Source organism: Stenotrophomonas sp. PvP093 (assembly GCF_017876915.1).
In the GTDB taxonomy this organism is placed as follows: domain Bacteria; phylum Pseudomonadota; class Gammaproteobacteria; order Xanthomonadales; family Xanthomonadaceae; genus Stenotrophomonas; species Stenotrophomonas muris.
Genome location: NZ_JAGIOX010000004.1, coordinates 3,978,412 through 3,999,126, shown reverse-complemented (window position 1 = coordinate 3,999,126; position 20,715 = coordinate 3,978,412). Strand labels below are relative to the sequence as shown.

Annotated in this window: 18 protein-coding genes and 1 riboswitch; of the genes, 10 read left to right on the top strand and 8 right to left on the bottom strand. The window is 67.0% G+C overall.

All coding sequences use genetic code 11. From position 1 onward, the window contains the following. The first annotated feature begins 180 nt into the window (after positions 1 to 180). Complete coding sequence (gene lpxC / locus J3A72_RS21395) at positions 181 to 1,092, top strand: UDP-3-O-acyl-N-acetylglucosamine deacetylase (protein WP_014645945.1); 912 nt, start codon at positions 181 to 183, stop codon at positions 1,090 to 1,092. A gap of 281 nt (positions 1,093 to 1,373) precedes the next feature. Here lpxC and J3A72_RS21390 read toward each other — a convergent pair whose 3' ends face one another. Beyond that, positions 1,374 to 1,823, bottom strand: coding sequence for a DUF721 domain-containing protein (locus J3A72_RS21390; protein ID WP_032956682.1), 450 nt, complete (start codon positions 1,821 to 1,823; stop codon positions 1,374 to 1,376). 12 nt (positions 1,824 to 1,835) lie between these two features. Between J3A72_RS21390 and J3A72_RS21385 the strand changes: the two genes are divergently transcribed. The 3 genes from J3A72_RS21385 to J3A72_RS21375 all read left to right on the top strand — a co-directional run bounded on the left by J3A72_RS21385 (position 1,836) and on the right by J3A72_RS21375 (position 6,868). Beyond that, entirely contained in the window at positions 1,836 to 2,792 is a 957-nt protein-coding gene (locus J3A72_RS21385) for a M23 family metallopeptidase (protein ID WP_014645946.1), read from the top strand. A 287-nt stretch (positions 2,793 to 3,079) separates the two neighbouring features. Continuing rightward, the gene (secA, locus tag J3A72_RS21380) at positions 3,080 to 5,812 is read left to right on the top strand and encodes a preprotein translocase subunit SecA (RefSeq protein WP_014645947.1); all 2,733 of its coding nucleotides are present in this window, start codon (positions 3,080 to 3,082) and stop codon (positions 5,810 to 5,812) included. Between the two features lie 102 nt (positions 5,813 to 5,914). Beyond that, positions 5,915 to 6,868: a Nudix family hydrolase gene (locus J3A72_RS21375; RefSeq protein ID WP_049406070.1), complete on the top strand. Its 954-nt coding sequence runs from the start codon at positions 5,915 to 5,917 to the stop codon at positions 6,866 to 6,868. Positions 6,869 to 6,971: 103 nt separating this feature from the next. Here J3A72_RS21375 and J3A72_RS21370 read toward each other — a convergent pair whose 3' ends face one another. Beyond that, on the bottom strand, positions 6,972 to 7,556 hold the full coding sequence (locus J3A72_RS21370) for a DUF4124 domain-containing protein (RefSeq protein WP_075076538.1): 585 nt from the start codon (positions 7,554 to 7,556) through the stop codon (positions 6,972 to 6,974). Between the two features lie 40 nt (positions 7,557 to 7,596). Beyond that, positions 7,597 to 8,424 (bottom strand): methylenetetrahydrofolate reductase [NAD(P)H], encoded by an 828-nt coding sequence (gene metF, locus J3A72_RS21365; RefSeq protein ID WP_032956691.1) that lies wholly within the window; start codon positions 8,422 to 8,424, stop codon positions 7,597 to 7,599. A 203-nt stretch (positions 8,425 to 8,627) separates the two neighbouring features. On the opposite strand from metF, the gene J3A72_RS21360 reads away from it, so the two are divergent. The 5 genes from J3A72_RS21360 (at position 8,628) to J3A72_RS21340 (ending at position 12,740) form a co-directional block, all read left to right on the top strand. Further along, positions 8,628 to 9,554, top strand: coding sequence for an alpha/beta hydrolase (locus tag J3A72_RS21360; RefSeq protein WP_075076539.1), 927 nt, complete (start codon positions 8,628 to 8,630; stop codon positions 9,552 to 9,554). Positions 9,555 to 9,590: 36 nt separating this feature from the next. Continuing rightward, on the top strand, positions 9,591 to 10,640 hold the full coding sequence (locus tag J3A72_RS21355; protein ID WP_053494935.1) for a histidine kinase: 1,050 nt from the start codon (positions 9,591 to 9,593) through the stop codon (positions 10,638 to 10,640). Next, positions 10,637 to 11,368, top strand: a complete 732-nt coding sequence (locus J3A72_RS21350; protein ID WP_014645953.1) for a LytTR family DNA-binding domain-containing protein — start codon at positions 10,637 to 10,639, stop codon at positions 11,366 to 11,368. The genes J3A72_RS21355 and J3A72_RS21350 overlap by 4 nt, the downstream gene beginning before the upstream one ends. Positions 11,369 to 11,418: 50 nt before the next feature. Further along, a complete protein-coding gene (locus J3A72_RS21345; RefSeq protein ID WP_014645954.1) occupies positions 11,419 to 12,003 on the top strand; it encodes a DUF3228 family protein in 585 nt (194 codons plus the stop codon). A 101-nt stretch (positions 12,004 to 12,104) separates the two neighbouring features. Further along, positions 12,105 to 12,740 carry an energy transducer TonB gene (locus J3A72_RS21340; RefSeq protein ID WP_075076540.1) on the top strand — a complete coding sequence of 212 codons (636 nt, stop codon included), beginning with the start codon at positions 12,105 to 12,107 and terminating at the stop codon, positions 12,738 to 12,740. 70 nt (positions 12,741 to 12,810) lie between these two features. On the opposite strand, the gene J3A72_RS21335 is transcribed toward J3A72_RS21340, so the two are convergent. The 5 genes from J3A72_RS21335 to ahcY all read right to left on the bottom strand — a co-directional run bounded on the left by J3A72_RS21335 (position 12,811) and on the right by ahcY (position 17,765). Further along, positions 12,811 to 13,296, bottom strand: coding sequence for a hypothetical protein (locus tag J3A72_RS21335; RefSeq protein ID WP_075076541.1), 486 nt, complete (start codon positions 13,294 to 13,296; stop codon positions 12,811 to 12,813). After that, positions 13,296 to 13,769 (bottom strand): Cys-tRNA(Pro) deacylase, encoded by a 474-nt coding sequence (gene ybaK, locus J3A72_RS21330; RefSeq protein WP_014645957.1) that lies wholly within the window; start codon positions 13,767 to 13,769, stop codon positions 13,296 to 13,298. The genes J3A72_RS21335 and ybaK overlap by 1 nt, the downstream gene beginning before the upstream one ends. A 109-nt stretch (positions 13,770 to 13,878) precedes the next feature. Next, positions 13,879 to 15,222, bottom strand: coding sequence for a peptidoglycan-binding domain-containing protein (locus J3A72_RS21325; RefSeq protein WP_014645958.1), 1,344 nt, complete (start codon positions 15,220 to 15,222; stop codon positions 13,879 to 13,881). 50 nt (positions 15,223 to 15,272) lie between these two features. Continuing rightward, entirely contained in the window at positions 15,273 to 16,061 is a 789-nt protein-coding gene (locus J3A72_RS21320) for a lysozyme inhibitor LprI family protein (protein ID WP_069117988.1), read from the bottom strand. A 258-nt stretch (positions 16,062 to 16,319) separates the two neighbouring features. After that, entirely contained in the window at positions 16,320 to 17,765 is a 1,446-nt protein-coding gene (ahcY, locus tag J3A72_RS21315; protein ID WP_014645960.1) for an adenosylhomocysteinase, read from the bottom strand. A 36-nt stretch (positions 17,766 to 17,801) separates the two neighbouring features. Further along, a riboswitch (S-adenosyl-L-homocysteine riboswitch) is annotated at positions 17,802 to 17,885 on the bottom strand. A gap of 120 nt (positions 17,886 to 18,005) precedes the next feature. Between ahcY and J3A72_RS21310 the strand changes: the two genes are divergently transcribed. Continuing rightward, positions 18,006 to 20,522, top strand: coding sequence for a prolyl oligopeptidase family serine peptidase (locus tag J3A72_RS21310; RefSeq protein ID WP_075076542.1), 2,517 nt, complete (start codon positions 18,006 to 18,008; stop codon positions 20,520 to 20,522). Positions 20,523 to 20,715: the final 193 nt, after the last annotated feature.

Genomic DNA, 20,715 nt, shown 5'->3' with positions numbered 1-20,715 from the left:
CCGGGTTGCGCCACCATGTCCTGAAAACGCGGGCGCCGGGCCAGGATGGGCCCGGCCGCCCTGCTTCACGCGCTTTCCAGCGGCGTGCCGGTGGATCCTGCCGGTGGCTGCAACTGGCGTTTCAGCCGGGGTAGGGGAGTGCGCGTGTTAATCTAATGTGTCACTTCCGGTCCATCCCCCATGATCCAGCAACGCACCCTCAAGAACACGATCCGCGCCACCGGCGTTGGCCTGCACAGTGGTGACAAGGTCTACATGACCCTGCGCCCGGCACCGGTCAACCATGGCATCGTGTTCCGCCGCGTGGACCTGGACCCGGTGGTGGAGGTGCCGGCCAAGGCCGAACTGGTCACCGAAGTGACCCTGTGCACCGGCCTGACCTGCAACGACGCAAAGATCCAGACCGTCGAACACCTGATGTCGGCGCTGGCCGGCCTGGGTGTGGACAACATCATCGTCGAACTGTCCTCGGCCGAGCTGCCGATCATGGACGGTTCGGCCGGCCCGTTCGTGTTCCTGCTGCAGTCGGCGGGCATCATCGAACAGGATGCGCCCAAGCGCTTCATCCGCGTGCTCAAGACCGTGGAGGTGACCGAGGGCGACAAGGTGGCCCGTTTCACCCCGTACGAGGGCTACAAGCTGGGCTTCACCATCCAGTTCGACCACCCGATGATCCCGGCCAAGCAGTCGCGGCAGGAAATCGAGTTCTCGACGCTGGCCTACACCAAGGAAATCTCCCGCGCGCGCACCTTCGGTTTCATGCGCGACCTGGAATACATGCGCGAGCGCAACCTGGGCCTGGGCGGTTCGATGGACAACGCCATCGTGCTGGACGAGTTCCGCGTGCTCAACGAAGACGGCCTGCGCTACGCCGACGAGTTCGTGCGCCACAAGATCCTTGACGCTATTGGCGACCTCTACCTGGCCGGTGGCCAGGTGCTGGGCGCCTACGAGGGCTTCAAGTCCGGCCACGCGCTCAACAACAAGCTGGTGCGGGCCCTGATGGCCGACGCCAGCGCCTGGGAATGGGTCAGCTTCGACTCGCCGACCAGCCCGGATCCGGTGGAATATGCCACCCCGGCCTACGCCTGATTCCATAGATCGTTGAATTTCAAGATAAAAACGCCGCCTTCCAGGGCGGCGTCGTTGTTTCCGGCGCTTGCGACGCATTCAGCGTGCTTGAAAGGCGTCAAGGCCGGTTCAAGGTCACGGTTTTGTGAACCTGTTGGATCGGAAGCCTGAATTTAACGAAGTTTTAACTTCAATCTAACGACAGGCCCCCGGATGGCCGCTAGGATGCGACCCGGCCCCCGAAATGTTTCACGCCGTGGTGACACGCGCAACGGGGAGCGGAGCCGGATGCTCCGTTGCCATCAGGACCGTTTCTTCGGCTTCGAGGGAACGTCCTGCAGGCAAGCCAAGGCGTCGCGTAGCCCTTTGTGCGTGGCGGCTGAAACTGCGTGGGGGCCATTCCGGTTGTCGATCGCTGGGGAGCGTGAGGGAGTGGTGGACGCAGTCTTGATGGTCACCCTGGTGGCCTTCAGCCCGATGGAACGGGCCGCGTCGAGCAACTGGGCTTCGGCAAGCCGCAACTTGGCATGCCAGACCGGGGACTCGACGAGAAAAACGAGGTGTTCCCCGTCCACATTGGCCAGCCGGCAGCGGCTGCGCAGAGGTGGCGGCAACTGGGGGCGCAACTGCCGGTCCAGCGCGTCGAGCCACAAGGCCCGACGCAGCGGGTTCCCGCTTTTGTCCGCCATTACCGCATCCAGCGCCGGTTTCGGCACTGACGCGGGGCGAACGCTGGATTTCGGCTCAGACATGAAAACTCACTGATGGCATTCAAAAAGATCGTAATCAAAACGCGTGAAGGACAGGCCAAGGCGTCGCCGATCACGCGTTTGCGGTTCTATTTCGAGGACCGCCCCCGCGCCCTGCTGGGCAGCGTGCTCGGGGTAGGCTGCATTATCGGCCTTGCCGGCGGCATTGGCGCCAGTGCGCTGAATGATTCGCGCCTGCAGGCCAAGGTCGAGCGCCAGGATGCGGAGCTGGCCAAGGTCAAGCGCGATGCGCAGACCCAGGTCAACGCGCTGGCCGCCCGCCTCGGCGAGCTGCAGGCGCAGGCCACCCGCCTGAACGCCCTCGGCGAACGGCTGACCCAGATGGGCAAGCTGGAAGATGGCGAATTCGACTTCAACGAGACCCCCGGCCTCGGTGATGGCGACGCCGGCGGCCCGACCAGCGACATCCCGGTCAAGGACGTCAACGCCGACTTACAGGTGCTGGAGCAGCGCTTCGCTGCTTCAGGCCGCCAGTTGTCGGTGATGGAATCGCTGATGTTCGACCACCAGCTGCAGCAGAACGCCGTGCCGTCGCGCATGCCGATCCGCAACAGCTACGTGACCTCCGGCTTCGGCACCCGTGCCGACCCGTTCGGCCGCGGCGCCGCCACCCACAAGGGCATGGACTTCCACGCCAAGGTCGGTGACCCGGTGATGGCCGTGGCCGAAGGCGTGGTCAGCTTCGCTGGTGTGAAGGGCGGCTATGGCAACGTCGTCGATGTCGACCACGGTAACGGCTATGTCACCCGCTACGCGCACAATTCGCGCCTGGTGGTGAAGGCCGGTGACCTGGTCCGCGCCGGCCAGGAAGTGGCCAAGGCCGGTTCCACCGGCCGTTCGACCGGTGCCCACGTGCACTTCGAGGTGTGGGAGAACGGCAACGTGGTCAACCCGCGCAAGTTCCTCGGCGACGGCGGCAACACGCCGGTCGGCCGCGTCAGCCGCGGCTGATGCCCGGGTCGGATTCCTTCCGCGCCGCGGAGGGGCTCTGACCCGATTCGGTTGAGGGCTGGGGTCAGAGCCCTTTCGCCATGGCGAAAGGGGTCCGACCCCGCATCCGTGTTTCTTTGCCGAATCCGGGGCGATTGCGACCGGATTGGCGCTTGAAACCTCAGCCGCCCGTCCCAAGCTACAATGGGTGTTGCCATCGACAGGGCGCCAGGCGCCCTGTTTCGTTTGCGGCGGACGGATCCCAAGGGGGAGGCCGGGCGTCGTGTCCATCCAACCCGGTTCCTTCAATGATCAACAGCCTGCTTACCCGCGTATTTGGCAGTCGTAACGAACGACAGCTGCGCCAGCTCAACCGCATCGTCGCCAAGATCAATGCGCTGGAGCCGGAGATCGAGAAGCTTTCCGACGAGCAGCTTCAGGCCAAGACGCCGGAGTTCAAGCAGCGCATCGCCGGCGGTGAAGCCCTGGACAAGGTGCTGCCGGAAGCGTTCGCGGTCTGCCGCGAAGCCGGCCGCCGCGTGCTGGGCATGCGCCACTACGACGTGCAGCTGATCGGCGGCATGGTGCTTCACCTGGGCAAGATCGCAGAAATGCGCACCGGTGAAGGCAAGACCCTGGTGGCGACCCTGCCGGTGTACCTCAACGCGCTGGAAGGCAAGGGCGTGCACGTGGTCACCGTGAACGACTACCTGGCCCGCCGCGACGCCGCGCAGATGGGCAAGCTGTACAACTGGCTGGGCCTGAGCGTGGGCGTGGTGTACCCGGGCATGCCGCACAGCGACAAGCGCGAAGCCTACGCGGCCGACATCACCTACGGCACCAACAACGAATTCGGCTTCGACTACCTGCGCGACAACATGGCGCTGTCCAAGGCCGACCGTTACCAGCGCGGCCTGCACTACGCCATCGTCGACGAAGTCGACTCCATCCTGATCGACGAAGCGCGTACCCCGCTGATCATCTCCGGTCCGGCCGATGATTCCCCGGAGCTGTACATCCGCGTCAACCGCGTCGTGCCGCACCTGGTCAAGCAGGAAGCGGAAGACGGCGAGGGCGATTTCTGGGTCGACGAGAAGGGCAAGCAGGTGCACCTGTCCGAAGCGGGCATGGAGCACGCCGAGCAGCTGCTGGTTGAAGCCGGCATCCTCGACGGCGAGACCGAAGGCCTGTACGCGGCGCAGAACCTGACCGTGGTCCACCACCTCAACGCCGCCCTGCGCGCGCACGCGATCTACCAGCGTGACGTGGACTACATCGTGCGCGACGGCGAAGTGGTCATCGTCGATGAGTTCACCGGCCGTACCCTGGCCGGCCGCCGCTGGTCCGACGGCCTGCACCAGGCGGTGGAAGCGAAGGAAGGCGTGCCGGTCCAGCGCGAGAACCAGACGCTGGCGAGCATCACCTTCCAGAACCTGTTCCGCATGTACAAGAAGCTGTCCGGCATGACCGGTACGGCCGACACTGAAGCGTTCGAATTCCAGAGCATCTACGGCCTGGAAGTGGTGGTGATCCCGACCAACCGCCCGACCATTCGCAAGGACAGCCCGGACCAGGTTTTCCTCAACCGCAAGGGCAAGTTCAATGCGGTGCTGGCCGACATCGAAGAGTGCGCCAAGCGCGGCCAGCCGGTGCTGGTGGGTACCACCTCGATCGAAACCTCGGAAATGCTGTCCGAGCACCTGAGCAAGGCAGGCGTGAAGCACGAAGTGCTCAACGCCAAGCAGCATGACCGCGAAGCGACCATCGTCGCCAACGCTGGCCGCCCGGGCGCAGTGACCATCGCCACCAACATGGCCGGCCGCGGTACCGACATCGTGCTGGGCGGTTCGCTGGAAGCCGAGATCCACGCCCTGGGCGAGGACGCGACCGACGAGCAGAAGGCAGCGGTCAAGGCCGAATGGCAGAAGCGCCACGAGGCAGTGAAGGCGGCGGGCGGCCTGCACATCGTCGGCACCGAGCGCCACGAATCGCGTCGTATCGACAACCAGCTGCGCGGCCGTTCGGGCCGCCAGGGTGACCCGGGTTCGTCCCGCTTCTACCTGTCGCTGGAAGACAACCTGATGCGCATCTTCGCCTCCGACTGGGTGCAGAAGGCCATGCGCATGATGGGCATGAAGGAAGACGACGTCATCGAGGACCGCCTGGTCAGCCGCCAGATCGAAAAGGCGCAGCGCAAGGTCGAGGCCCACAACTTCGACATCCGCAAGAACCTGCTGGACTTCGACGACGTCAACAACGACCAGCGCAAGGTGATCTACGCCCAGCGCGACGAGCTGCTGGATGCCGAGTCGGTGAAGGCGAATGTCGATGGCATCCGCGACGACGTGATCTTCGACATCGTGGCGCGCTTCGTGCCGCCGAACTCGATCGACGAGCAGTGGGACCTGCGCGGCCTGGAAGCGACCCTGGAGTCGGACTTCGGCCTGCAGATGTCGCTGACCGACCTGGTCAAGGAACACGAAGAGCTGGACGCCGAGGCCATCGCCACCAAGGTCCAGGAGCGCGTCAACCAGCACTTCGCCGAGAAGGAAGCCGGCCTGGGCGAAGAAACCATGCGCGCGCTGGAGAAGCACGTGATGCTGACCGTGCTGGACCAGAGCTGGAAGGAGCACCTGGCGCGCATGGATTACCTGCGCCAGGGCATCTACCTGCGTGGTTACGCGCAGAAGCAGCCGAAGCAGGAATACAAGAAGGAAGCCTTCGAGCTGTTCTCGGACATGCTGGAGAACGTCAAGCGCGAAGTGGTGACCCTGCTGGCCCGCGTGCGCATCCGCAGCGACGAGGAAGTGCAGGCGCTGGAAGCGGCCGAGCGCCAGCAGGCGCAGGCGCGCCTGAGCCAGTCGCAGTTCCAGCACCAGGATGCCGGCGGTTACAGCGCCGACGAGGAAGCCGCGCAGGTCGAAGCCGCCCAGCAGGGCGTGGCCACGCTGCAGCGCGACGAGCCGAAGATCGGCCGCAATGATCCGTGCCCGTGCGGCAGTGGCAAGAAGTACAAGCACTGCCACGGCCAGCTGAGCTGACCCCGGAAGGCCCCGCGCAAGCGGGGCCTTCTGCTTTGGCGCGGGCGATCCGGCGCGGATTCGTGATTGCGCTGGCCGCCCTGTTCTGGGCATGCTGGCCCCATGGTTTCTCCCACCCGATCGATCCATGTCGTGGCCGCCGTCATCACCGACGCCCGTGGCCGCGTGCTGCTCAACCGCCGTACCGAGAACCGCGACATGGCTGGCCTGTGGGAGTTCCCCGGCGGCAAGCGCGAATCCGGCGAGACCTCCGAACAGGCGCTGGTGCGTGAACTGCGCGAAGAGCTGGGCATCGAGGCCGATGTCGGGCCCTGGCTGATGGATGTGCCGCAGCGCTATCCGGACAAGCACCTGACCCTGGAAGTGCGCCACGTGCGCAGCTGGAAGGGCACACCGCGCGGGCGCGAGGGCCAGGCGATCACCTGGGTGGCGCAGGACAAGCTGGGCCGCTATTCCATGCCGCCGGCCGACCTGCCGGTGGTGGCCGCACTGCGCCAACCGGATCGCTACCTCATCACGCCGGCGCCGGCCGAAGATGCCGGCGGCGTGCAGCACTGGCATGAACGGCTGCAGCAGGCAGTGGCGGCGGGCCAGCAGCGCATCCAGCTGCGCCTGCCGCCGGAGCATCCGCAACGGCAGGCGATGATCGAACAGGCCGTGCGCGCGCATCGTCGCGGCGTGCAGTGGCTGCTCAACCGCGATGTCGCGTTGGCCCGCACACTGGGCGTGGGCGTGCACCTGGGCAGCGAGCAGTTGCTGGCCCTGCAGGAGCGGCCCTTGCCGGAAGGACAGCTGGTCGCCGCGTCCTGCCACGACCTGGAGCAGCTGCAGGCGGCGCAGCAGTTGGGCTGCGACTTCGCGGTGCTCGGCCCGGTGCAGGCCACGGCCAGCCATCCCGGGGCGGTGCCGCTGGGCTGGGAGGCCTTCGCTGCGCTGCGCGCGCAGGTATCGCTGCCGATCTACGCGTTGGGCGGCATGGCCGCCGGCCATATCGCCGAAGCGCGTCGGCATGGCGGGCAGGGCATCGCTGCGATTCGTGGGCTGTGGCCGGCGTGAGCCGGCATGCAGGGTCAGATCCCTGCGCAGCAGGGCTCTGACCCCATCGCGGCAATCCGGGGTCGGAGCCCTTTCCGCTGGGAAGGGATCCGACCCCTCCCGATTACAACGTGATCCAGAAGCATCCGTATTGCCGCCGCAATCCCAGCACCGTGGACGCTCGCGACGCGCTGCCGGGCAGCGTCTGCTCCAGGCGCAGGCCGACCGGATGCCGTGGCGCTGGCGGCTCAGGGTCGGATTCCTGCGCCGCAGGGCTCTGACCCTCTTCCTGCGAGGACGCCAGCCCCTGTGGCGGATACACCGGCACCACGTCCACCAGTGGCCGCCGTGCCAAGGATTCCAACTGGCCGAGGATGCGCTGCGCGCCGGCATCGGAGACCGCACCCCACAGGTACAGCGAGGACAGCCGGTTCACATCGTTGCTGACGATGCCGGTGCGCAGTGCGTCCACCAGCTCGCTCAGGCGTCGTGGGCAGCGCGCACCCAGGGTGTCGCGTGGCAGGGTGCTGCCGGTGGGCGCGGGCGGTGGCAATCGCGACCGGGCGCCAACGCTGTCGCAGGGGCGGTCGGTATACACGCTCTGCCCCTGCGCATCGGTGCAGCGGTTCAAGCGCGGGGACTGCGCATGGACAATGCTCGATACCGAACACAACGACAGCAGCAACAGCAGGAAGGAAAACCGGTTCATCGGCGCAGGGTAGCGCCGATCGCGGTGGCATGGCGTGCTTTCAGCCGTGCAGCAGCTTCAACACCGACGTGGTCGGCTTGGCCAGGTTCAAGGTGTAGAAGTGCAGGCCCGGCGCGCCGCCCTCGATCAGGCGCTGGCACAGTTTGGCCACCACTTCGGTACCGAACGCCCGCACCGATTCGGCGTCATCGCCATAGGCCTGCATCTTGCGGCTGATCCAGCGCGGGATCTCCGCACCGCATTGCTCGGAGAAGCGGCGCAGCTGGCTGAAGTTGGCGATCGGCATGATGCCGGGCGTGATCGGCACCTGCACGCCGAGCCGGCGCACGGCATCGACGAAGTGGAAGTACGCATCCGGGTTGTAGAAATACTGGGTGATCGCCGCGTCGGCGCCGGCATCGATCTTGGCCTTGAAGTGCTTCAGGTCGGCCAGTGCATCGGAGGCCTGTGGATGGGTCTCCGGATAGGCACCGACTTCGATGCGGAAGGCGGTGCCGTGTTCGGCGCGGATGAAGTCGATCAGCTCGGCGGCGTAGCGCATGTCACCGGGGAAGCCCATGCCGGAGGGCAGGTCGCCGCGCAGCGCGACCAGGCGATGGCAGCCGATGGCGCGGTACAGCTTGAGCAGTTCGCGGATTTCCTGGCGGGTGCCGCCGACACAGGACAGGTGCGGTGCAGCCTCGAAGCCGTGGTGCTGGTTGAGGTGGCGCACGGTCTCGGAGGTATAGCTCAGGGTCGAGCCACCGGCGCCGAAGGTACAGGACACGTACTCGGGGCCGTAGTCCTTCAGCCTGGCCGCGGCGCGGTCCAGCTGGCTGCGCTGTTCGTCGGTCTTGGGCGGATAGAACTCGAAGCTGATGGCGGTCATGGCACGGGCGGCAGCGGCGGGTGCGGGTCAGTATATCGCTTCATCAAGATGGATGTTAGTTGGCTGCATGGACTGGCACCGTCCGCCGCCGGCGACCGTTTGCCCGGGTCTGCGGCCGTTGCTCCGGAATCGCAACCTGGCTGCCGTAGCCGGGCGCACGCTGCTCCCATCCCGGCACCCCCCACCTGATGAAGGAGCACACGATGAAGATCTTCCTGGCACTCTGGTACGCGATGAAGGCCCTGGCCCGGCTGGCGATGATCGGCATGGCGATGGCCGTGCTCGGCTCCGGTTCCGCGCATGCCGCCACCGGCTCGACCGCTGGCAAGGTACAGGTCGAGGTGGTCGGCATGGGGCGACCGCTGCTGCTGATCCCCGGCCTCAACAGCAGCGCCGAGGCCTGGCGCGAGACCTGCCTGGCCCTGAAGGACGTGCAGTGCCACCTGGTGCAGTTGCCGGGCTTTGCTGGCGCGGCAGCGGCCGACCCGCGCCCGGCCGGCTTCCTGCCGGCGATGCGCGGGCAGCTGCTGGCCTACCTGCATGACCAGCACCTGGGGCCGGTGGTGGTGGTCGGCCACAGCCTCGGTGGCGTGCTGGGCCTGCAGATGGCGCAGGTCGAGCCGAAGGCGATCAGCGCACTGGTGGTGGTCGATGCCCTGCCGTTCCTGCCGGCGGCGCGCGACCCGAGTGCCACCGCTGACAGCGTGCGGCCGATGGCCGACCAGCTGCGCAAGGGCATGCTGGCCGCCGATGCCGCGCAATGGCAGGTGCAGTTGAAGGCGGGCCTGCCGGGCATGACCCGCGATCCGCGGCGCCAGGCCGAGCTGGGCCGCTGGGGCGAAGCCAGCGACCGCCAGACCACGGCCGATGCGATGCATGCGTTGATGACCACCGACCTGCGCGACAGCATCGCTTCGATCGCCGCGCCGACGCTGGTGCTCGGCAGCTGGGCCGGCTACCAGCCGATGGGCGGCACCGAGGACGGCACGCGTGCGGTATTCCAGGCCCAGTACGCGAACCTGCAGGGCGTGCAGATCGCGATGAGCGCGCAGGGTTTCCACTTCCTGATGTGGGATGATCCGCGCTGGTTGCAGGAACAGGTGCAGCGTTTCCTCGCCGCGCATCCCTGACCCTTGTCCGCCCTCCTGCCACCGCCGAGAGCCCGCATGGACGCCACCACGCCTTCCCGCCGTTTCTGGACGCTCAATGCACTGGCATGGGCCGGTTATGCGCTGTACGGGCTGTGGGTCGGCATGCGGATAGGTGGCGGCATCGTGTTCAGTGGCATCGTGCTGATCACCGTCAGCATCGCGGTCTCACTCTGGCTGTGCAGCGGCGCATTGCGTTCGGTTGCACTGCGCCAGCGCTGGTGGGAGGGCAGCCTGGGCAGCCTGGTGCTGAAACTGGCTGCCGGCGTGGTGCTCGGGGCCAGCGTCGCACAGGCGGTAACGGCGGCGCTGCTGCTGCCGGCGCTGGCGCTGGGTTGGGTGCAGCTGCCTGGCGGCCATGCGGATTACCAGTGGTCTTCGGTGCTGCTGTACTGGATGAACACCGCGTTGTTCCTGCTGGTGTGGACCGGTTTGTGGGCGGGCCTGCACGGCCTGCGGCGGGCACGCCACAGCGAGCTGGCACGCCTGCGCGCCGAAGCCGAACGCAGTGTGCTGGAACGTGACGCACTGCGTGCGCGGCTCAATCCGCATTTCATGTTCAATGCGCTGAACAACCTGCGTGCGCTGATCCTGGAAGACCCGGAACGGGCCCGTGACATGGTCACCCGCCTGTCGCGCACGCTGCGCCAAGCGCTCGCCCACAACCGCAGCGAGCAGGTCACGCTGGCCGAGGAACTGGCGGTGGTCGATGATTACCTGGCCATCGAGGCGGTCCATTTCGAACAGCGCCTGCAGGTGCGGCAGCAGATCGATGCCGATGCCACGCAGGCGCAGCTGCCGGCGATGGCGTTGCAGTTGCTGGTGGAGAACGCGATCAAGCACGGTATCGCCAGCCGACCCGGCGGCGGCGAGGTGCAGATCCGCGCCACGCTGGACAATGACGTGCTGCGGTTGCAGGTGGACAATCCACTTCCAACCGGCAGCGAACCCACCCATGGCCATGGCGTCGGCCTGGCCTACCTGCGTGCGCAGCTGGGCATGCGTGGCCGATTCGTGCTGCAACCGGCCGGTGACCGCATGCAGGCCCTGCTGGAGATTCCGCAATGACTGGCATGCTGCGCGTGTTGATCGTCGATGACGCACGGCTGGCCCGGCAGGAGCTGCGCACGCTGCTGTCGGCGCTGCCGTGGGTGCAGTGCGTGGGCGAGGCCGACGACGTGCCCGCCGCACGCGAGGCGATCACGACGCTGGCACCGGACCTGGTGCTGCTGGATGTGCAGATGCCCTCCGGCAGTGGTTTCGACGTGCTGGACGGCCTGGACACGGTGCCGGCCGTGGTCTTCGTCACCGCCTACGACACCTATGCGGTGCGTGCGTTCCAGGCCAACGCGCTGGACTACCTGGTGAAGCCGGTGGAGGCGCCGCGGCTGCTGGAAGCGCTCGAGCGGGCGCGGCAGTGCGAGGCGGTTGCGGCCGACGTGCCGGAATCGCGCGGCACGCTGGGCGCGCACGACCAGGTGTTCGTGCGCGAGGGTGAACGCTGCTGGTTCGTGGCAGTCTCCGAGATCCGTCGGCTGGTGGTGGATGGCAACTACACGCGGCTGTGGTTCCGCGACCAGAACGCACTGCTGACCCGCAGCCTGAGCGCGCTGGAAGCACGCCTGCCGCCGGATCTTTTCTTCCGCGCCAACCGCAACACACTGGTCAACCTGCGCCGTATCCGTGGGGTGTCGCCCAGCATCGGCGACGGCTATGACCTGACGCTGGATGATGGCAGCGAGGTGGAGGTATCGCGGCGGCAGGCACGCGAGCTGCGCGAGCGGATGGCGTTGTAGGTGCTGCCAGCGGTTACCCTGTGCAGCGGATTCCCAGATCACGCCGCGCCATGTCCATCGTCCTCACCGATTTCGCCCGTCCCCGCCTGTTCCCGCGCGTGCCACGCGGCAATACCATCCAGGACTGCACTGCCGAGCAGTTCGAGGCACACCTCAATGCGCACGCGCCGCTGAAGGTGCTCGACGGCTACGCCCCGTTCTGCAAGTTGTTCGTCTACGAGAACTGGACCAGCACGCGCTGCCTGACGGTGCCGGTCACCGAGGCCAACCGCCACCAGCTGCGCAGCGGCTACGAAGCGCGCAACCGCGAGGAACTGCCGGTACTGGTGCGCTGGTTCGAGGGCGTGGAGTCGCCGCGCGCGAACTACCTGGTGGTGATCCTGTACAACGCCGAGCAGCTGGCCAGGGAAGGCTCACCGATCGAAGCCGACTGGGGCATCGTCGGCTGCATCTATACCGCCGAACCGGAAGAGGTGCCGATGGCGCCGATCACCATGATGCGCAATGCGCTGGGCGTGGAGGAGGGCGGTTCCGGCGTGCCATTGGACAAGGAGGCCTACCGGCGCTCGGTGGAGTTCTGGGAGAACAACGCCAACTGGCGGCCGGGGTCGGATCCCCGCATCGCAGGGCTCTGACCCGATCATTCGAGCCCCCGGTCGAAGCCTTTTCCTGAGGAGGGGATCCGACCTCAGGCGCGCGCTATGATCGGGCCAGGCAAACCCAAGGAGGGCAGGGCATGGCGGTCTGGGCAAGGATGATCCTGATGTTGCTGGCGGGCATGCTGCCCGCCACCCAGGTACTGGCCGCGAAGCCCTCTGCCGGGATGGCCTGCGAACCCATGGCACGCCTTCCCGGGCTGCGCGATGCAGGCGTGACCGCGCTGTCGATGCAGCCGCAGGACGGCCGCTGCGTGATTGAAGTGGCGGCGGCCAATGGCAACGCGCTGCGTCGGCAGCAACGAATGCTGGAGGCGCTGGTGCAGCATGCCTGCGCCGCGCCGGCGCACGTGACCGTGAATGAGGTGCAGTTATCCCTGCAGCTGCGCCTGCCGACGTCCTGCGCGGCACGCAGCAACCGGGATCTGTTCGCGGGTGAAGGTATTCCCTGGCTGCCTCCACGCGGCGTGTCGCCGCGCTATCCGGTGGAGGCCATGCGGCAGGGGCTGTCCGGCCGCAGCATGCTGAAGGCGTTGGTCGATGCGCGGGGGCGCGTTGCGGCCGTGATCGTGGAGACCTCCAGCGGTCATGCGTTGCTGGATGACGCTGCAGCGGAGGAGCTGCAGGGCTGGCGTTTCAGCCGCGCCGATGCGAAGGGTACGGTGCCGGCGTTGACCCTCGTGCGCATGCCGATGCGGTATGAATTCGTGGAGTGAGCGTCATCCACGCATGGCATGGATCTGGACGTACCGCAGCGGAGCCACGCCGTGCGTGGGTGCATCACTGTCAGAGGCGCTTCCACTCCCACCACGGGTAGTGGTATTCACGCTCGGTGGCGCTCCACGGCTGCGTGCAGGACGTGCACGTCACCCGGTAGCACTCACCCCAGCCATCCTCGGCCTCGCCTCGTCCGAGCAGCAGCACGTGGCCCTGTTCCAGCAGCGGTGCAGGGTTGAAGAACACATAAGAAGGGTAGAGTGCGCACAGGCACCCCTCACGCGCCCGCCAGTAGCGCAGCCGTTGCAGGGCCGCCTTCAGGTGCGCCTGGTTGCTGATCAGCATGCCGCCAAGGGCGATGCCCTCGCAGCTGCGTTCGATCGTATCCACATGTGCGACCAACGCGTCCAACGACGCGGTGCTGAACAGCCGTGCCACCGTGCGTGCGGCATCGGTGATGCGCGTGGCATCGCGCGACAGCAGGTCCTGCAGCAGCACGTCGGCCTGTGCATCTTCGAGCCGGGGTACCGGCGCTGCAGACCACGGCCAGCGCATCAGCGTGACTTGCCGATGGCAGCGTAGTGGCCGGCGGTGAGGCGCAGAAGGTCGGCCGGTGCCAGTTCTACCTCGAGGCCGCGGCGCCCGGCGCTGACATGCAGCGCGGGCAGCGCTTCGGCACTGGCGTCCAGGAACGTGCGCAGGCGTTTCTTCTGCCCCAGCGGGCTGATGCCACCGACCAGGTAGCCGGTCGCGCGCTGTGCGGCATCGGCGGCGGCCATCTCGCACTTCTTGCAGCCGGCGGCTTCGGCCAGCGCCTTCAGGTCGAGCTGGCCGGCGACCGGCACGATCGCCACCAGCAGTTCGTGTGCTTCAGTGCTGGCCAGCAGGGTCTTGAACACCTGGGCCGGGTCGAGGCCGAGCTTGTCGACGGCTTCGCCGCCATACGATTCGGCGTGGGCGTCGTGCACGTAGCTGCGCACGGTGTGGGCGATCTTCTCGCGCTTGAGCAGGTTGATGGCCGGGGTCATGGGCGCATCCTAGCGCGAGGTAGGGATATTGCCTTGACCGAAACTCGCGCATCAACGCAGGACGGGCCCCCGAAGGGCCCGTCCCGGCTGTGATCGTCGGCATCCCGCGTCAGCGCGACATCGACTGCTGCGTCTGAATCTGTTCCTGGGTCTGTCGCTGCGACAGTTCGTTGTCCAGCGCCTGGCTATGCCGCGTGCTGTCCTGCAGCGTGTGGTTCGCCGCCTGCGACAGGTCGACGTAAGTGCGGTGCATGGCGGGATCGCCAAGCTGGCCCTGCACGGCGAACACGCCCTGGTTGTCCGGCCGCGCCAGCACGGTATCGACCTGGCTCATGCCAGCCAGCTTGGACTCGTAAGCCACCAGGCCTGCGGCGTTCTCGAGCTGGCTGCGGTCATTGAACAGTGGCGCCAGGCCACCCTGGCGGCGTTGTTCTTCCAGCGTTTCCAGCTTTTCCACGACCTGCTGGTAACGTGGGTTGTCGGCATGGCCGGGGGTGGCCATGGTCGGTTCGGCGGCCTGCTGTTGCTGTTGCGCGATGGCCTTGTCGAGCGCACCCAGCGTGGTGGCACCGACCTTGCCATCGACGGTGAGCTGGTGCTCACGCTGGAACTGCTTGACCGCTTCCAGGGTGCCGGGCCCGAAATCGCCATCGGCTACCAGTGGCTTGCCGTCCTTGCCCAGGTAGCCCAGGTCGGCCAGCTTCTGCTGCATCGCCTTTACCTCATCGCCCCTGGCGCCGCTGACCAGTACGCCGTTGCCGCCGGGCGCGCCGGGCGACCCGTGCGAGGGGGCATGGGTGGGGGTGATGCCCAGCTGGGTCATGGCCCGGTCGAAGCGCTCATCGCGACTGGTCACCGCGGCCGGCGACTGGATGCCGTACTTGGTGGCATCGACGAAGTTCTGTACGTCGCCGCGGGTCGGCGGATTGCCGGCCTGGACCGTACCGCCCTGCAGCTTTTCCGCGTTGCCGGCCAGATAGCTGATGAACTGCGGGCCCATGCCGCCGAACTGGTTGTCATAGTCGGCCATGGCCAGCTGCAGTTCGGGGTTGGCCGCGATGGCATCGGCGGCGGCCGGGTTGGTGGCACGCACCTTGGCGATGGCTTCATCGACGCGCTCGATGGCGCTGTCCAGCTTGTCGTTGGTGAGCTGGTCCATCTTCGCCTGCGGAATGGCCTGCAACTTGGCGTCAAGCGCCGCCAGCTGCCGGGTGCTCAATCCGCCCTGCTGGGACAGCAGTTCGATGTCAGCGGCGGTGAAGCCGTTGTCGCGCAGGAAACGCCTGGCCTGTGGATTGCCGCCGACATCGAACTGCACCAGTCCGAACGAGTAGGTGCTTGCGCCTTTCTGCGCGTATGAGAAGTGGTCCAGGTGGCGGGTGTTGCCGCCCAGCTCCGTGTTGAGGAACAGCGTGGACAGTTGTTCGCGGGTAAGGGTGGAATCCTTTGCCATGGTCATCGTCCTTCAATGTGGGAAAAAGCGCCGGGCGCACCCAGCGGATGTCAGCCGGCGCAGTGCTGCTGCGTGAAGCCGAGCAGCTGGCGGACGGCCTGGGTGCCGTAGGCGGCCGATGCCGGTTCGAGGGCGAACTGGCCGACCATCTGGTTGCTGCACAACTGCACGTTGCGCTTGCCGGCGGTGGTTTCCTGGATGCAGTTGGCCGCCAGCACGGCGTTGGGGCCACCGCCCACGTTGGTGGCGGCCGTACAGCCCAGCAGGCGGCCTTCCTGGCCGTTTTCTCCCAGCAGCGTGTTGAAGTTCGCCAACTGGCTGTTGGGGTCGCGCAGCACCAGCAGGTCCACGCACTGCTGCTGGCCGTCGGGCACTTCGCAGGCGTCCTGGTCGACCAGGCCGTCGCGCGTGGCCGAGAGCACCTTGAGGCGATCGGCAAATACCTGTTGCAGGCAGTGCGCGTCACCGCACAGGTCGCGCGTATGCTGGATCCAGCGCTGCTGCTCGGCCTGCAGCTTGGCCTTGCCGGCGGCATCGAGGGTGTCGCGTGCGGAGGCTTCGGCCTTGGCCAGCTCGCCTTCCTGCTGCAACAGGGCGGGGTCGTTGCAGATCAGGGTCTGCACCTGTGATGCCCCCTCGGCGCAGGCAGCGCTGCTGCCCGTGGCCGCTGCCGGGGTGCTGGTTGCCTTGCCGTCGGTGCTTGCCTGGCCGGTGTTCGCTGCCGGCGCGCTGGCACCGGCATCGCTGCCAGGCGGGCTGCAGGCGGCCAGCAGGGCCACCCAGCACAGGATCATCAGGGGCTTCATCGCCCGGGTCACTCGGTCATTGTTGCGCGGCATGTCCTGTCCTTTGCTGTCTGCGTCCCGGCGCATGGCCTGCAGTTGGCAGTCCATGGGGGCACAGAGACTAGCAAGCGGCTTCTTAGGGCACTGTGACAGGGCGCGCGGATCTGCTGCGGGGCGACGCAACGCAGAACGGGCGCCCGAGGGCGCCCGTTCTGTCTGCATCTGTTGCCGGGGTCAGAGCGCTTTCCTGCGGAAAGGGATCCGACCCCGCCTGCGCCGGTAGTGCCGGCCGTTGGCCGGCACCGCGCACGATCAGTAGCGGTAGTGGTCCGGCTTGAACGGGCCTTCCACCGGCACGCCGATGTAGTCGGCCTGTTCCTGGCTCAGGGTGGTCAGCTTCACGCCGATCTTTTCCAGGTGCAGGCGAGCCACTTCTTCGTCCAGCTTCTTCGGCAGCAGGTACACCTTCTTCTCGTAGCTGTCCTTGTTCGCCCACAGGTCAATCTGTGCCAGGGTCTGGTTGGCGAAGCTGTTGGACATCACGAAGCTCGGGTGGCCGGTGGCGCAGCCCAGGTTCACCAGGCGGCCTTCGGCCAGCAGGAAGATCGCATTGCCGTTCGGGAAGATGTACTTGTCGACCTGCGGCTTGATGTTGACGTGCTTGATGCCGGCGAAGGACACCAGTGCGTCGACCTGGATCTCGTTGTCGAAGTGGCCGATGTTGCAGACAATGGCCTGGTCCTTCATCGCGCTCAGGTGCTCGATGCGGATGATGTCGCGGTTGCCGGTGGTGGTGACGTACAGGTCGGCACGGCCCAGGGTCGATTCGATGGTGTTGACTTCATAGCCTTCCATCGCCGCCTGCAGGGCGCAGATCGGGTCGATCTCGGTGACGATCACGCGCGCGCCGTAGGCACGCAGCGACGCGGCGCAGCCCTTGCCGACATCGCCGTAGCCACAGACCACGGCTACCTTGCCGGCCAGCATCACGTCCATCGCGCGCTTCAGGCCGTCGGCCAGCGACTCGCGGCAGCCATACAGGTTGTCGAACTTGCTCTTGGTGACCGAGTCGTTGACGTTGATCGCCGGGATCAGCAGGGTGCCGGCCTGGGCCAGCTGGTACAGGCGGTGCACGCCGGTGGTGGTCTCTTCGGAGACGCCCTTCCAGTCCTTGACCACGCGGCCCCAGTAACCCGGGCGCTCCTTGGCAACGCGCTTGAGCAGGTTCTTGATGACCTGTTCTTCGTGCGAGGCGGACGCGGTGTTGACCCAGTCGCTGCCGTTTTCCAGTTCGTAGCCCTTGTGGATCAGCAGGGTCACGTCACCGCCGTCGTCCACCACCAGTTCCGGGCCGGTCAGGGTGCCGTCGGCCAGGGTGAAGGTCAGCGCGTCCAGGGTGCAGTCCCAGTACTCTTCCAGGGTCTCGCCCTTCCAGGCGAACACCGGGGTGCCGGTGGCGGCGATGGCGGCAGCCGCGTGGTCCTGGGTCGAGAAGATGTTGCACGAGGCCCAGCGCACGTCGGCGCCGATGTCCTTCAGGGTCTCGATCAGCACCGCTGTCTGGATGGTCATGTGCAGCGAGCCGGTCACGCGCACGCCCTTCAGCGGCAGCTCGGCCTGGTACTTGCGGCGGATCGACATCAGGCCCGGCATTTCGTGCTCGGCGATGTCCAGTTCCTTGCGGCCCCAGTCGGCCAGCGTGATGTCGCGGATCTTGTAATCACCTTCGGTGGAGAAGGTCTTGGCAACAGCGTTCATTCGTGTGCTCCGGTTGTGGGCGAGCGGGTGCTCGCATCTAGCCGGGCGCCGTTGTTACAAAGCCACCTTACCGAGCCTGGCCGGGCCTCATCGGATCCGGTCGCAGCGCCCCTCGGCAGGGGAGAACCCCCATTATATCGCGGCCCCGGCATGACATCCGGATGACCCAACCATCGGCAGATGGGGGCGCGTGCACGGCCTGTTAAGGTCGATGCTTTCACGCATCACGCAGGTAGAACGATGAGCATGCACGCGCGCCGTACGCGGCGCTGGACCGGCCTGGTCCTGTCGATGGGACTGCTGGCCGTGGCCCCGCTGGCCTGGGCGCTGGCCCCACAGCCCGCTGCAGCACAGGCCCAGGGTGCCAATGGCTACGAACTGCCCTCGGCGGCGCTGCAGGCGGTGGTCGACGCACCGCGCGCGCCGTCGCTGCACCTGTCGCCTCGCCGCGACATGGCCGCGTTGATGCAGATGCCGTCGCTGCCGTCGATCCGGGTGGTGGCGCAGCCGGAACTGAAGCTGGCCGGCCTGCGCATCAACCCGCGCACGTTCTCCGACAGCCGTTTCAGCTTCGGCGAGAAGCTGTGGCTGATGAACGTGGCCGATGGCAAGGAACGGCAGATCAGCGGCCTGCCGGCCACGCTGTCGATCGCCAGCCTGATGTGGTCTCCGGATCAGAAGTGGCTCGCTTTCAACCAGGTCGACGCCACCAGCGGCGCCAACGAACTGTGGCTGGTGGACGTGGCCGCCGGCAGCGCCCGCCGCCTGGTTGCCGGCTTGAACACGGTGATCGGCAGCGGTTACCAGTGGCTGCCGGACAGCCGCGGGCTGGTGGTGTTCACCCGCCCGGCCAACCTCGGTGCGGCCCCGGCCACCGACGGCATCCCGACCGGCCCGGCCGTGCAGCAGACCCGCCGGGGCGATGGCGTGGTGTCGATCCGTACCTACCAGGACCTGCTGAAGAACGAGGCTGACGCGCGCCAGTTCGACTACTACGCCACCACACAGCCGGTGGAAGTCAGCCTGGATGGCAGCACCCGCCCGATCGGCGCGGCCGGCATCTTCATGGGCTTCTCCGTGTCGCCGGATGGCCGCTTCGTGCTGCGCCAGCCGGTGCAGCGCCCGTATTCCTACGTCGTGCCGGTGAGCAGTTTCCCGCGCCGCATTGAAGTGATCGACCGTGCCAGCGGCAAGCTGGTGCATACCGTGGCCGTGCGTCCGCTGGTGGAAGGCCTGCCGACCGGCAACGACGCCGAAGTGACCGGCGTGCGTGACATCGGCTGGCGTGGTGATGCCGACGCGACCCTGGTCTGGGCCGAAGCGCAGGATGGTGGCGACCCGAACAGGGATGCCAAGGTGCGCGATGCGGTGCTGATGCAGGCCGCGCCGTTCGACACGCCGCCGGTGACGCTGGCCCAGCTGGGCAGCCGCCTGGCCGGTATCAGCTGGGGCCGTGGCGACCTGGCCCTGCTGACCGAATCGTGGTGGAAGACCCGCAGGACCAGGACCTGGCTGATCGCCCCGGACAATGCCAGCGCCGAACCGCGCCTGCTGTGGGATCGCGATGCGCAGGACCGCTACGCCGATCCGGGCCGGCCGCTGCGGGCCAGCAACGAGCGCGGCCGTTCGCTGCTGCAGACCAGCGCCGATGGCGGCAGCCTGTACCTGGCCGGCGCCGGTGCTTCGCCGGAAGGCGACCGTCCGTTCGTGGACCGCTTCGACATCGCCACGGGCAAGGCAACGCGCCTGTTCCACTCGCAGGCGCCGAGCTATTCGCTGCCGGTGGCATTGCTTGACAAGCAGGGCAGCTCGCTGCTGCTGAGCCGCGAAAGCCCGGACGAGCCGGCCAACTTCTACGTGCAGTCGCTGGCCGATGCCGGTGCTGCGCCGCGTGCGCTGACCCACTTCGCGCATCCGCTGCCGCAGCTGAAGGGTGTACAGAAGGAGCAGATCCGCTACAAGCGCAAGGACGGCGTCGACCTGACCGCGACCCTGCTGCTGCCGCCGGGGTACGACCCGAAGCGCGACGGCCCGCGCCCGCTGCTGATGTGGGCCTACCCGGGCGAGTTCAAGAGCGCGGCCGCGGCCAGCCAGGTGACCGATTCGCCGTATCGCTTCAATGCGGTCAGCTACTGGGGTCCGCAGGCGTTCCTGGCCAAGGGTTACGTGGTGCTGGCCAGCCCGTCGATGCCGATCATCGGCGAGGGCGACAAGGAGCCGAACGACACCTACATCGAACAACTGGTGGCCAATGCGCAGGCGGCCGTGGATGAAGTGGTGCGGCGTGGCGTGACCGACCGCGATCACATCGCCATTGGTGGCCATTCGTACGGTGCGTTCATGACGGCCAACCTGCTGGCACACACCCGCCTGTTCAAGGCGGGCATTGCGCGCAGCGGCGCCTACAACCGCACGCTCACGCCGTTCGGCTTCCAGGCCGAGGAGCGCAACTACTGGCAGGCGCAGGACGTCTACCAGAAGATGGCGCCGTTCAACTACGCCGACAGGATCAAGGATCCGATCCTGTTCATCCACGGCGTGGACGACAACAACTCCGGCACGTTCCCGATCCAGAGCGAGCGCATGTTCGCCGCGGTGAAAGGCCTGGGTGGCACCGCGCGGCTGGTGATGCTGCCCAACGAATCGCATGCCTACCGCGCACGCGAATCGATCATGACCATGCTGGCCGAGAGCGAGCGCTGGCTGGAGCAGACCATCGGCCCGGCCGAGCAGGGCACGGCGAAGAAGAAGCGCTGATACGTGCATGAGGGTGGCCGCTGCAACAGCGGCCGCCTGTGCGGCTGCGCCGCCGCCCGAGCATGGGCTCGGGCGCTACACGGTGTCACGCGCCATGACGCTTGTAGAGCCGAGCCCATGCTCGGCTGCGTCCGCCATGGATACGTGCAGATGAAACCATTCTTGCATCGCAGCACGACGCCCGATCTGGGAT

What these genes read in the sequence shown, in the direction of transcription:
- lpxC (WP_014645945.1), top strand. Translation starts at nt 181, where the DNA reads ATGATCCAGCAACGCACCCTCAAGAACACGATCCGCGCCACCGGCGTT.
- J3A72_RS21390 (WP_032956682.1), bottom strand. Translation starts at nt 1,823, where the DNA reads ATGTCTGAGCCGAAATCCAGCGTTCGCCCCGCGTCAGTGCCGAAACCG.
- J3A72_RS21385 (WP_014645946.1), top strand. Translation starts at nt 1,836, where the DNA reads ATGGCATTCAAAAAGATCGTAATCAAAACGCGTGAAGGACAGGCCAAG.
- secA (WP_014645947.1), top strand. Translation starts at nt 3,080, where the DNA reads ATGATCAACAGCCTGCTTACCCGCGTATTTGGCAGTCGTAACGAACGA.
- J3A72_RS21375 (WP_049406070.1), top strand. Translation starts at nt 5,915, where the DNA reads ATGGTTTCTCCCACCCGATCGATCCATGTCGTGGCCGCCGTCATCACC.
- J3A72_RS21370 (WP_075076538.1), bottom strand. Translation starts at nt 7,556, where the DNA reads ATGAACCGGTTTTCCTTCCTGCTGTTGCTGCTGTCGTTGTGTTCGGTA.
- metF (WP_032956691.1), bottom strand. Translation starts at nt 8,424, where the DNA reads ATGACCGCCATCAGCTTCGAGTTCTATCCGCCCAAGACCGACGAACAG.
- J3A72_RS21360 (WP_075076539.1), top strand. Translation starts at nt 8,628, where the DNA reads ATGAAGATCTTCCTGGCACTCTGGTACGCGATGAAGGCCCTGGCCCGG.
- J3A72_RS21355 (WP_053494935.1), top strand. Translation starts at nt 9,591, where the DNA reads ATGGACGCCACCACGCCTTCCCGCCGTTTCTGGACGCTCAATGCACTG.
- J3A72_RS21350 (WP_014645953.1), top strand. Translation starts at nt 10,637, where the DNA reads ATGACTGGCATGCTGCGCGTGTTGATCGTCGATGACGCACGGCTGGCC.
- J3A72_RS21345 (WP_014645954.1), top strand. Translation starts at nt 11,419, where the DNA reads ATGTCCATCGTCCTCACCGATTTCGCCCGTCCCCGCCTGTTCCCGCGC.
- J3A72_RS21340 (WP_075076540.1), top strand. Translation starts at nt 12,105, where the DNA reads ATGGCGGTCTGGGCAAGGATGATCCTGATGTTGCTGGCGGGCATGCTG.
- J3A72_RS21335 (WP_075076541.1), bottom strand. Translation starts at nt 13,296, where the DNA reads ATGCGCTGGCCGTGGTCTGCAGCGCCGGTACCCCGGCTCGAAGATGCA.
- ybaK (WP_014645957.1), bottom strand. Translation starts at nt 13,769, where the DNA reads ATGACCCCGGCCATCAACCTGCTCAAGCGCGAGAAGATCGCCCACACC.
- J3A72_RS21325 (WP_014645958.1), bottom strand. Translation starts at nt 15,222, where the DNA reads ATGGCAAAGGATTCCACCCTTACCCGCGAACAACTGTCCACGCTGTTC.
- J3A72_RS21320 (WP_069117988.1), bottom strand. Translation starts at nt 16,061, where the DNA reads ATGCCGCGCAACAATGACCGAGTGACCCGGGCGATGAAGCCCCTGATG.
- ahcY (WP_014645960.1), bottom strand. Translation starts at nt 17,765, where the DNA reads ATGAACGCTGTTGCCAAGACCTTCTCCACCGAAGGTGATTACAAGATC.
- J3A72_RS21310 (WP_075076542.1), top strand. Translation starts at nt 18,006, where the DNA reads ATGAGCATGCACGCGCGCCGTACGCGGCGCTGGACCGGCCTGGTCCTG.